Raw genomic sequence first — 10,227 nt, 5'->3', positions numbered from 1 at the left:
ATAGGATAGTGATCGAAATTATTTAAATAAATATTATCTATGATTTTATTATTACTATCATTAATTGTTCTGTGACAGTCAATACTATCAATGTCAAGTTTAATTCCAGTTGATTCTGTTGAAACAAAAGTAGAAGAAAAAAGCATTTGGTCGAAGACATACCAGCGATTTAATGAAGGGCTGCTATGAAAGTAAGTACCTATGTTGTTATATTGACCATCAGCTAATATTTTCCAAAATGGATTGAATAGTAACCGCTTTTTTTTATTAATAATGTGAAAATCTCTTGTGGCAAAGAGTTTTTTTCTTAATGCAACGGAGTAAGGCTGAGTATTGTAGTCACCCATACAAATAATTTTAGTATTGATATCCAAACTTAACATATTATCGATATCTTGGCGTATATAAGTCGCAATATTCTCACGGATAGATTCATTGTTTCTTAGTTTTGATGGCCAATGAGATAAATAAAAAATAATAATATCATTGTTTTTTATTTCTTTAAAAACAGCTTTAACACCAGCACGTAATGATTTTCCGTCAGGCTGTGTTTTTGTCAAATAACTGTGATTGACATATTCCAATTTCTCTGAGCTATAAATAATGGCAATATCAATAATAACGTTATTGACTTTACTGCTTAAATTAATAAACATTCGTTTTGTCTTTTTTGCAATATGAGATAGGAAAACGGATTCGTTTTCTGAAACTTCGCATAAGGCAAAAAAATCTAAGTCTCGTTGGTTTAAAAATTGAGAAATATAATTTTCTGCTAGCGTAATGACACCATTTATTTTTTCATTTCTTTGTTTGATAGGCGGGGAAATGCCAATGTTCCACCATCCCAAGTTAAGCGTTTTTATATCCATATTAAATAATCACCAGTAATCCAATATTGGCTCATATTGAAATGAGTAATCTATTGATATTGAATGAATTTAAAATTAGCAGTGATGGATGATATTCAATATAACGCTATCGTCAATGCGGTTTTCATAAGGCTGTGATGAGGAATGATCGAAAAGAAAGGTTTTACTTTATATTTCAGTGAGTAAAAAGAAAAAGGCGCTTAATAATGCCAGCGCCTTAAGCAAGTTACTGATGGCGCTCTTTCAAACGTTTGATAATAGCAGTTAAATCAAGGTCTTGATCTTGCAGTAAAACCATTAAGTGATACATCAAATCGGCGGCTTCGTTAGTTAGCTCTTCGCGGTCATTAACCGTGGCAGCGAGTGCGGTTTCAACGCCTTCTTCACCTACTTTTTGTGCAATACGCTTGGTACCGCTAGCATACAGGCGGGCCGTATATGAACTTTCTGGTGAGGCATTTTTGCGCTCTTTCAGTAAGGTTTCTAATTCATATAAAAAGCCCCATTCGCTTTGAGCCGGCGCAAAGCAGCTAGTGGTGCCGTTATGGCAGGTGGGACCATCAGGTAGCGCCATGGCAAGCAGTGTATCGTTATCGCAGTCAGCAACAATATCCACCAAATTCAGAAAATTGTTGGAGGTTTCCCCTTTGGTCCACAAACGTTGTTTGGTGCGAGAGAAAAAGGTGACTTTACGACATTCTAAGGTCACTTTCAGCGCTTCTTGGTTCATATAACCCAGCATCAGAACATCGCCAGAAATAGCGTGCTGGACGATGACTGGCATCAGGTTATCGACTTTTTGCCATGCAAGCTGATTACATTGTTCTGTGGTTAACATACTCTTATTTGAACTCCATTTTCTGCTAAGTACTGCTTTAAGTCACCGATGTTAATAATCTGCTTGTGGAACACCGAAGCGGCTAAAGCGCCATCGACGCCAGCGTCAGTAAAGGCGTCTAGGAAGTGGATTTTTTCCCCTGCACCGCCGGAGGCGATCAGCGGAACTTGGCACACTTCACGAACTTTTTTCAGTTGTACCAGATCGTAACCTTGGCGTACACCGTCTTGGTTCATCATATTGAGCACAATTTCTCCGGCGCCGCGCTGCTGAATTTCTTTCACCCAATCAAGGGTTTTCCAGCGGGTTTGGGTGGTGCGCTTTTCATCGCCAGTGAATTGATAAACCAAATATTCGTTTGTCTCTGCATCAAACCATGTGTCGATACCGACCACAATACACTGAACGCCAAAGCGATCAGCCAGACGGCTAATCAGCGTAGGGTCGGACAGTGCAGGGGAGTTAATAGAAATTTTATCTGCACCAAAAGAGAGGATTTGCGCAGCGTCTTCGACACTTTTGATCCCACCCGCCACGCAGAATGGAATATCAATCACTTCCGCCACTTTGGCGACCCAGCTTTTATCGACAACACGCCCGTCAGACGAGGCGGTAATATCATAGAAAACTAACTCGTCAGCACCTTCTTGGGCATAGCGTTGAGCCAGTGGGACGATATCACCGATGATTTCATGGTTGCGAAATTGCACCCCTTTAACCACTTGTCCGTCACGGACATCCAAACAAGGAATTATGCGTTTTGCCAGCATTGGATTGCCTCCGTTACGGTAAACTTGCCTTCTAATAATGCACGACCCACAATCACGCCTGCTGCGCCAGAAGCTGGCAGTGCGGCGATATCGTTTAAATTACCAATTCCGCCAGAGGCTTGTACCGCGATATCAGGGAATTTTTGGCTGATTTCGCGGTATAAATCCACATTGGAACCCGCCAGCGTGCCATCTTTGGAAATATCGGTGCACAGCACATGTTTTAAGCCATAAGGGCGATACATTTCAATGGCTTGCTCAAGGGATAAGTTTGAGTTTTCTTGCCAACCACTAATGGCAATCTCTTTGATACCTTGAGGATTAATACGCACATCCAGCGCCAGTACGATAGCGTCGCCACCATAACGTTGGAACCATGTTTTGACTAACTCTGGTTGGGTCACTGCCGTCGAGCCAATCACCACGCGAGTCGCCCCTGCGTCCAACAGCGCTTTGACATCTTCTTCAGTACGAATTCCTCCCCCAACTTGCACTGGAACGGTCACGCCTGCCAACAGTTTTTTCAGTAGGGGAATTTGGCGTTTCTGTGGATCTTTAGCCCCAGTTAAATCCACTAAGTGCAGCAATTTTGCCCCTTGCTTTTCATAATCTTGTAATCGAGGAAGTGGGTCTGTGCCATAGTCCGTTTGTTTGGCGTAGTCCCCTTGATGTAAACGCACCACGGTGCCATCAATTAAGTCTAATGCTGGAATAATCATGGTTTTTACATCTCCAAGAAGTTTTGGATCAAGCGAGCACCCGCAGCACCCGAACGTTCTGGGTGGAACTGCACGCCATAGAAGTTATCTTTATTCACGGCACTACTAAACAGGTTGCCATATTGTGTTTGCGCGATGGTGTTGGCGGAAATAGGCATTGAATAGCTGTGTACGAAATAAAAATAGGCATCGTCGCTAATTCCCTTAAACAAGGGATTGCCCGCGAGTGCTTTCACTTGATTCCAGCCACTGTGAGGGACAGGTAAGCCGTTTGCATCCATTTTGCGAACGGGGCTGTCGATCAATCCTAACAGTGGAATTTCTGTTTGACCTTCTTCACTGATACTGCCGAGTAATTGCATACCTAGACAGATACCCAAAACAGGTTGGGTTAGCGCTTTAATTAACGGAATAAGTTCACGCTCTGCCAGTTTTTCCATGGCGGCGCTGGCAGTGCCAACACCCGGTAGAAAGACTTTATCTGCTTGTAAAATAGTGTTGGTATCGCGGCTCACTGTTGGGTCATAACCTAGGCGCTTAACGGCATAGGCGACGGACGCTAAGTTTGCACAGCCGGTATCGAGGATCACAACCTTCATTACAGAACTCCTTTCGAACTTGGCAAGGTATCCCCTTCAACGCGAATCGCTTGGCGTAAGGTACGACCAAAAACTTTAAACAGGCTTTCCGCTTTGTGGTGATCGTTTTTCCCTTTCGTTTTCAGGTGTAGCGTGCAGCCCATCGCATAGGATAACGAACTGAAGAAGTGCTCAATCATCTCGGTACTCAGGTCACCAACGCGCTGATATTTAAACTCTGCTTTGTATTCCAGGTGCGGACGCCCAGAAATATCCAGCGCACAGCGTGCTTGGCATTCGTCCATCGGTAATACGAAACCAAAACGGGCAATGCCACGTTTGTCTCCGAGTGCGACGCGTAGTGCTTCGCCTAACGCCAAGCCGGTATCTTCGACGGTGTGGTGGTCGTCAATAAACAGATCACCATTAACTTCAATGCGCAAGCGGAAGCCGCCGTGGGTGGCGATTTGATCCAACATGTGGTCAAAGAAGCCAACGCCAGTGTTGATTTTGCTACCGCCTTCTTGGTCAAGCCACACTTCCACTTGGATGTTGGTCTCTTTGGTTACGCGCTCGACTAAGGCGTAGCGGTTACGCTTAGTGAGTTGGTTGGTGATGGTATTCCAATTCAGCTCTTTGGCACTATAACGTAGCCCTTTAATCCCCATATTTTGGGCAAGCTGAATATCTGTCTCGCGGTCGCCGATGACATAGCTGTTTTCGATATCGAGAACACCGTCTTTGAGGTAGCTTTCTACCAGCTTAGTTTTTGGTTTGCGACAGTCGCAATTGTCCGCGGGCATGTGTGGGCAAATCAGTACATCATCAAAACGGATACCTTGAGATTCAAACACCTGCATCATTAAATTGTGTGGTGGATTGAAATCTTCCGTAGGGAAGCTCTTGGTGCCTAAACCGTCTTGGTTGGTGATCATCACTAAGCGATAATTGGCTTTTTGCAGTGCTAATAGGCTTGGAATGACATCATTTTCAAAGGCGAGCTTACTGAGGCTATCCACTTGATAATCTGTCGGTGGTTCGGTAATTAATGTTCCATCACGGTCGATAAAAAGAATTTTCTGGCTCATGACTATTTCCTAATTAGCAAAGTGCTTTAATCGCTTCAATAACACGGACGTTTTCAATTTCAGTACCAATGGTGATACGCAGGCAGTTAACCAGCCCCGGTTGCTTGCTTTGGTCGCGTAAAATAATGCCTTGATCCCACAGGGCTTTAAACACTTTCGCGCCATCGGTAAAACGCACCAGAATATAGTTGGTTTCACTTGGGTAGACGGTTTCAACGACAGACAATTCACGTAAAGCTTCTGAAAGCGCAATGCGATTCTCGCGAATTTCTAACACGCGTTTTTTCATGATGGCGATGCCATCAGCATTCAGGGCTTTTTCCGCTATCAGAGCCACAGGGGTAGATAGCGGATAAGGGGCGATGACTTTCAGTAAAACTTCAATCACTTCAGGGGATGCTAAGGTAAATCCACAGCGTAAACCTGCCAGTGCAAACGCCTTTGATAAGGTTCTTAAAATCACTAAGTTCGGGTATTTGGCAAGCCAGCTAGCGACGCTAAATTCAGGGCAAAATTCAATGTAAGCTTCATCGACAACCACCAGCGCACGGTCAGCCGCCATTTCTAATACTTCCAACAGCGCTTTATTATCGATGATGTTGCCCGTTGGGTTATTTGGGCTACAGATGTAAATCAGCTTGGTATTCGATAAGTTTTCGCGGATAGCGGCGACATTCAGTGACCAATCTGGCAACGACAGAATTTTTTTCTGTTCTACACCAAAAGTTTCTGCGCTGACGCTGTACATACCGTATGTTGGTGGGCAGAACATCACTGCGTCTTTACCGGGCTCGCAAAATGCGCGGATTAATAATTCGATAGATTCATCAGCGCCACGGCACACCAATACTTGTTCAGGAGATAACCCAGCATAGGCGGCATAATTGTTAATCACGCCGGCAGGTTGTGCCTCTGGGTAACGGTTAAGATTACGCTCAATAAACTGATAATCTGGCGCCGTTGGGTATTCGTTGGCATTGAGCCATACATCCCCATTCCCTCCAAGACGACGAGCAGACATATACGGGGTCATTACTTTTACATTTTCGCGTGCAAGGCTGGCTGCATTAAACGTCTGGCTCATGGTTCACTCCTGATTTTGTTTTTTTAGTTCGGTGACTCGTAAGGTAACGGCGTTTTTGTGAGCAGTCAGCTGCTCCGCTTGAGCCAAAGTTTCTATGGTGTTGGCTAATCCTAGTAACCCTTGAGCCGACAGTTTTTGGACTGTCATTCGCTTCATAAAATCGGCTAAACCAAGGCTTGAATAGGTTGATGTGTAACCATAAGTTGGTAATACGTGGTTGGTGCCTGAAGCGTAATCCCCTGCGGATTCTGGCGACCAATCTCCTACAAATACCGATCCTGCACTGGTGATGGACTCAACCAAATCATCGGCATTGCGAGTTTGCAAAATCAAGTGTTCAGGCCCGTAGCGGTTACTGATTTCAACACATTGGTTGATAGAGTCCGCGATGATCACTCGGCTTGCGCTAAGGGCTTCACGGGCAATAGATGCACGAGATAACACCGCAAGTTGCTTTTCGGTCTCTTCAATAACGCGCTGTGCAAAATCCGCGTCGTCGGTGAGTAAAATGACCTGAGAATCTGGCCCGTGTTCTGCTTGGGAGAGCAAATCTGATGCCGTAAATGCAGGGTTAGCTTGGCTATCGGCAATCACTAATACTTCGGATGGCCCCGCAGGCATATCAATGGCTGCGCCTTGGTAGCTTTGGCTAACTTGGCGTTTGGCTTCCGTCACATAGGCATTGCCGGGTCCAAAAATTTTATCAACACTCGGAATGCTTTGGGTACCAAATGCCATTGCAGCAATAGCTTGGGCGCCACCGACTTGGAAAATGTCAGTGATACCGCACAGTTTGGCTGCATATAAAATTTCGTCTGCAATCGGTGGAGGCGAGCAGAGAATAATGTTGCGGCATCCGGCGATATTTGCAGGCGTTCCCAGCATCATGACAGTAGATAGCAATGGTGCGGAGCCGCCCGGAATATACAGCCCGACAGAATCAATCGGGCGGGTCACTTGTTGGCAAACCACGCCAGCTTGAGTTTCAACGGTGATCGGCGCAGGTTTTTGGGCTTCATGGAAGCGGCGAATATTGCCAATCGCCGTGTTCATTGCCGCTTTAATGTTATCGCCAAGGCGAGCTTGGGCTTCATCAACGGCTTCTTGTGAAACACGAACAGAGGTAATGTCTGTTTTATCAAAACGTTGGCTCAGGGCGATGAGGGCAGCATCTCCCTCTGTACGCACTTGGTCAATAATTTGACTGACCGCGGCGCTAATGTTGCCAGAGGCGGCAATAGCAGGGCGCATCAGTAAAGCTTCTTGCTGCTCTTCAAGGCAGTCTGACCAGCGAATTGGTTGATTGAATCCCAGTTCCATGGCGAATTACTCCATCATTTTTTCAATTGGTAAAACAAGAATTGAACTTGCACCCAAGGATTTTAGTTTTTCCATGGTTTCCCAGAATAGGGTTTCTGAGCTGACCATGTGCATGGCAACACGGCTTTGGTCGCCTGCTAATGGCAAAATAGTTGGTCGCTCAGCACCTGGTAACAGGGAAATAACTTCTTCTAAACGGTCACTTGGCGCGTGTAGCATGATGTATTTTGATTCGCGCGCTTGGATAACCCCTTGAATACGGGTCATCATGCGGTCGATCAGTTGTTGCTTATCCGCTGACATTTCACCATCGCGCTGAATTAAGCACGCTTTAGAGCGGTAAATAACTTCCACCTCTTTTAAGCCGTTTGCTTCAAGAGTGGCTCCTGTCGAGACGAGGTCACAAATCGCATCCGCTAAGCCAGCGCGAGGGGCAACTTCCACAGAACCATTCAGTAAGCAGGATTTAAATTTCACGCCTTTCTCATCGAAATAGCGCTTAAGTAAGTGCGGGTAAGAGGTGGCGACACGGGAGCCATTTAAACATTCTGCGCCCGTATAATTGAAGTCTAATGGGGCAGCTAAAGAGAGGCGGCAACCACCAAAATCAAGGCGGCGTAAAGTGGTAAATTGCGGATTTTCACCGCGAGCTTGGCGGCTTAAAACTTCTTCTTCCAGTACGTTTTCGCCAATGATACCGAGGTCAACTACACCGTCCATTACCAGTCCCGGGATATCGTCATCACGTACACGAAGTAAATCAATAGGCATATTTTCTGCATAAGCAATCAGTCGCTGCTGTTGTAAATTGATTTTAATGCCGCAGCGAGCCAGTAGCTCTCTTGACTCTTCGCTTAGACGTCCTGATTTCTGTATTGCGATACGTAAACGTGATTTGTCCAACATAATTTTGCTCCACATCCCAAAAATATCTTTTTGATTAATAATAAAAAAACCCTCGGAAGATAATCTTCCGAGGGTTTTCTCAATTCGCATTTCAGCCACCGGAAGAGTCGTTGATCGTCTTCCAGCACACATCGCCCGAAAGACTAATCAGGATGATGGTGATGATGATGGTTGCGTGAAATACGAGTCATAATAGCTTCCGTTTAGTTATTTGGATAATTGCTTAAACATTCAATACTAATCAAGCTATCCGATTTCACACTATGAATGCAACCCTTTTTTTCAAAATAACTCATAATAATTAGTTCCCGGTTTTTTATAGTGATTAATCCCTTGGAAAATAGCTTCGGAAGTTGAATGATTTTCAGCTAATCTATGAGGCATTGATGCAATCACTTTCTCAGGATGCGGGACAGTCTTATGAAAAAAATCACCATTATTGGTTTAGGTTGGTTAGGGGTTCCTTTAGCGAGTCGCTTGATGTCGCAGGGAATGACGGTCGCAGGAACGAAAACGAGTTTGGATGGTGTTGAAGCTGCCAAAAGGGTGGGTATTGACTGTTATCAACTGCAATTGATGCCAGAATTACAATGCGATACCGATGATTTGAGTGAATTAATGGAGGAGGCGGATGTGATGGTAATTTTATTACCACCATCAAAAGTCAGCCTTTCTGAGTATATTGTGGCGATTGAGCAATTAGTTGATAGCGCAATTAGCTATCAAATTCCTCGGGTTATCTTTACATCATCGACTTCTGTCTATGGTGATGTGGATGGCGTCATTAATGAAAATGCACCGTTACTTGGCGAAACAGCCTCAGCACAAGCGTTAATTGCGGTTGAGCAATGGCTGCATGACTTACCCAATATTCAGGTGGACGTACTGAGATTAGCCGGTCTTGTGGGTGAAAAGCGCCATGCAGGGCGCTTCTTAGCAGGTAAACAACAAGTCAAAGGGGCTAATCAGCCAGTTAATATGGTGCATCAAGATGATGTGATCGCCGCAATTTTGCTGTTGATCCAGCAGTCTAATGGTGGGCATACCTATAATTTATGTGCGCCTGAGCACCCGACGCGTCGGCAGTTTTACACTGAAGCAGCAAAATCATTAGGCTTAACACCGCCAGAATTTGCGCTTGAAGAGCATGAGGCTGCGGGGAAAACAATCGATGGAAATCGAATTTGCCAAGAAATGGGGTTTGAGTATGAGTTTACTCACCCACTTTATATGCCGATGAGTTAAATGAAAACCGTGGCGCTCAATACGAACGCCACGCTAAATGCTTATTTGATAGGTAACATCACAATTTCTTGGAATGCAGGGCGCTTGGCCAGTGTTTGATACCAGCACTCTAAATGAGGAAATTCAGGGCGTTCTGTCACAATTTCATGCCATGGGTAGAACAGTGGCGCAATGGCAATATCCGCAATACCAAATTTATCTCCGCTAAAATAGGCTTGAGTCGCCAGAGTATCATCCGCAATTTTCAGCAGCTTTTCGATATTTTGATAAATGACTTTGGCTTGAGCCGGGTCTCTATCCGCTTCAGGAACGCGAACGATTTTGTTCATCATCTGCTTGATATGGTCAAACAAATTAGCGCTGCTCCAATCCATCCATTTATCTGCCGCTGCTTTTTCTTGCAGATCAGTTGCTAACAATAGGTGAGAATGATCATACTTTTCCGTAAGGTAACGTAAAATTGCATTGGATTCCCACAGGGTAAAGCCTTCATCCTGTAAAGTTGGAATTGTGCTGTTTGGATTCATTTTCTTATATTCAGGTGTATCAACACCACCGAATGGGCCACCAACATCTTTTTGATTATAAGGAATATTCAGCTCTTTCAAGCACCACAGTACTTTTTTCACGTTTGAAGAGTTAGTACGTCCCCAGACAGTTAACATTGGAATCTCCCATGACTATGTTTTAACTTAAAGACGGTATTTTTGACCTAAACAAGATAGATGAAATTAATGAATTGAGAAACTTTATTATTTATTAATTGCGGTGGTCATCATCACTTATTTTGTTTAGGGTATGGGGGGATTT

General features: G+C 44.5%; 11 protein-coding genes and 1 other annotated feature. Of the genes, 1 reads left to right on the top strand and 10 read right to left on the bottom strand.

Annotated elements, in window-relative coordinates; translation table 11 throughout:
• The 9 genes from JK188_RS14345 to hisG form a co-directional block, all read right to left on the bottom strand.
• Positions 1 to 869 (bottom strand): endonuclease/exonuclease/phosphatase family protein (locus tag JK188_RS14345; RefSeq protein WP_211888657.1); only part of this gene is annotated, 869 nt, incomplete at its 3' end.
• Positions 870 to 1,095: 226 nt separating this feature from the next.
• A complete protein-coding gene (gene hisIE, locus JK188_RS14340; protein ID WP_132494404.1) occupies positions 1,096 to 1,707 on the bottom strand; it encodes a bifunctional phosphoribosyl-AMP cyclohydrolase/phosphoribosyl-ATP diphosphatase HisIE in 612 nt (203 codons plus the stop codon).
• Complete coding sequence (gene hisF, locus JK188_RS14335; protein WP_211885006.1) at positions 1,701 to 2,477, bottom strand: imidazole glycerol phosphate synthase subunit HisF; 777 nt, start codon at positions 2,475 to 2,477, stop codon at positions 1,701 to 1,703. Before hisF ends, hisIE begins: the two co-directional genes overlap by 7 nt.
• On the bottom strand, positions 2,459 to 3,196 hold the full coding sequence (hisA, locus tag JK188_RS14330) for a 1-(5-phosphoribosyl)-5-[(5-phosphoribosylamino)methylideneamino]imidazole-4-carboxamide isomerase (protein ID WP_211885007.1): 738 nt from the start codon (positions 3,194 to 3,196) through the stop codon (positions 2,459 to 2,461). Before hisA ends, hisF begins: the two co-directional genes overlap by 19 nt.
• A 5-nt stretch (positions 3,197 to 3,201) precedes the next feature.
• Positions 3,202 to 3,795, bottom strand: coding sequence for an imidazole glycerol phosphate synthase subunit HisH (hisH, locus tag JK188_RS14325; RefSeq protein WP_132494406.1), 594 nt, complete (start codon positions 3,793 to 3,795; stop codon positions 3,202 to 3,204).
• Entirely contained in the window at positions 3,795 to 4,862 is a 1,068-nt protein-coding gene (gene hisB, locus JK188_RS14320) for a bifunctional histidinol-phosphatase/imidazoleglycerol-phosphate dehydratase HisB (protein ID WP_132494408.1), read from the bottom strand. The genes hisH and hisB overlap by 1 nt, the downstream gene beginning before the upstream one ends.
• A gap of 13 nt (positions 4,863 to 4,875) precedes the next feature.
• Positions 4,876 to 5,946, bottom strand: coding sequence for a histidinol-phosphate transaminase (hisC, locus tag JK188_RS14315; protein ID WP_211885008.1), 1,071 nt, complete (start codon positions 5,944 to 5,946; stop codon positions 4,876 to 4,878).
• A 3-nt stretch (positions 5,947 to 5,949) separates the two neighbouring features.
• A complete protein-coding gene (gene hisD, locus JK188_RS14310; protein ID WP_211885009.1) occupies positions 5,950 to 7,266 on the bottom strand; it encodes a histidinol dehydrogenase in 1,317 nt (438 codons plus the stop codon).
• 6 nt (positions 7,267 to 7,272) lie between these two features.
• A complete protein-coding gene (gene hisG / locus JK188_RS14305) occupies positions 7,273 to 8,172 on the bottom strand; it encodes an ATP phosphoribosyltransferase (RefSeq protein ID WP_211885010.1) in 900 nt (299 codons plus the stop codon).
• A 40-nt stretch (positions 8,173 to 8,212) separates the two neighbouring features.
• Positions 8,213 to 8,340 (bottom strand) — a sequence feature (His leader region).
• 252 nt (positions 8,341 to 8,592) lie between these two features.
• Between hisG and JK188_RS14300 the strand changes: the two genes are divergently transcribed.
• Positions 8,593 to 9,417: an SDR family oxidoreductase gene (locus JK188_RS14300; RefSeq protein ID WP_211885011.1), complete on the top strand. Its 825-nt coding sequence runs from the start codon at positions 8,593 to 8,595 to the stop codon at positions 9,415 to 9,417.
• Between the two features lie 41 nt (positions 9,418 to 9,458).
• Here the strand turns inward: JK188_RS14300 and JK188_RS14295 are convergent, their stop codons facing one another.
• Positions 9,459 to 10,082 (bottom strand): glutathione S-transferase family protein, encoded by a 624-nt coding sequence (locus JK188_RS14295; protein ID WP_211885012.1) that lies wholly within the window; start codon positions 10,080 to 10,082, stop codon positions 9,459 to 9,461.
• Positions 10,083 to 10,227 lie beyond the last annotated feature (145 nt).

Origin of the sequence: Providencia sp. JGM181 (genome assembly GCF_018257375.1) — a bacterium.
In the GTDB taxonomy this organism is placed as follows: domain Bacteria; phylum Pseudomonadota; class Gammaproteobacteria; order Enterobacterales; family Enterobacteriaceae; genus Providencia; species Providencia lanzhouensis.
Note: the sequence above shows the minus strand (reverse complement) of the source record. Positions and strands in the feature narration are given on the sequence as shown.

Bases quoted from the DNA above. Each gene is read 5' to 3' on its own strand.
- hisIE (WP_132494404.1), bottom strand. From the start codon at position 1,707: ATGTTAACCACAGAACAATGTAATCAGCTTGCATGGCAAAAAGTCGAT.
- hisF (WP_211885006.1), bottom strand. From the start codon at position 2,477: ATGCTGGCAAAACGCATAATTCCTTGTTTGGATGTCCGTGACGGACAA.
- hisA (WP_211885007.1), bottom strand. From the start codon at position 3,196: ATGATTATTCCAGCATTAGACTTAATTGATGGCACCGTGGTGCGTTTA.
- hisH (WP_132494406.1), bottom strand. From the start codon at position 3,795: ATGAAGGTTGTGATCCTCGATACCGGCTGTGCAAACTTAGCGTCCGTC.
- hisB (WP_132494408.1), bottom strand. From the start codon at position 4,862: ATGAGCCAGAAAATTCTTTTTATCGACCGTGATGGAACATTAATTACC.
- hisC (WP_211885008.1), bottom strand. From the start codon at position 5,946: ATGAGCCAGACGTTTAATGCAGCCAGCCTTGCACGCGAAAATGTAAAA.
- hisD (WP_211885009.1), bottom strand. From the start codon at position 7,266: ATGGAACTGGGATTCAATCAACCAATTCGCTGGTCAGACTGCCTTGAA.
- hisG (WP_211885010.1), bottom strand. From the start codon at position 8,172: ATGTTGGACAAATCACGTTTACGTATCGCAATACAGAAATCAGGACGT.
- JK188_RS14300 (WP_211885011.1), top strand. From the start codon at position 8,593: ATGAAAAAAATCACCATTATTGGTTTAGGTTGGTTAGGGGTTCCTTTA.
- JK188_RS14295 (WP_211885012.1), bottom strand. From the start codon at position 10,082: ATGTTAACTGTCTGGGGACGTACTAACTCTTCAAACGTGAAAAAAGTA.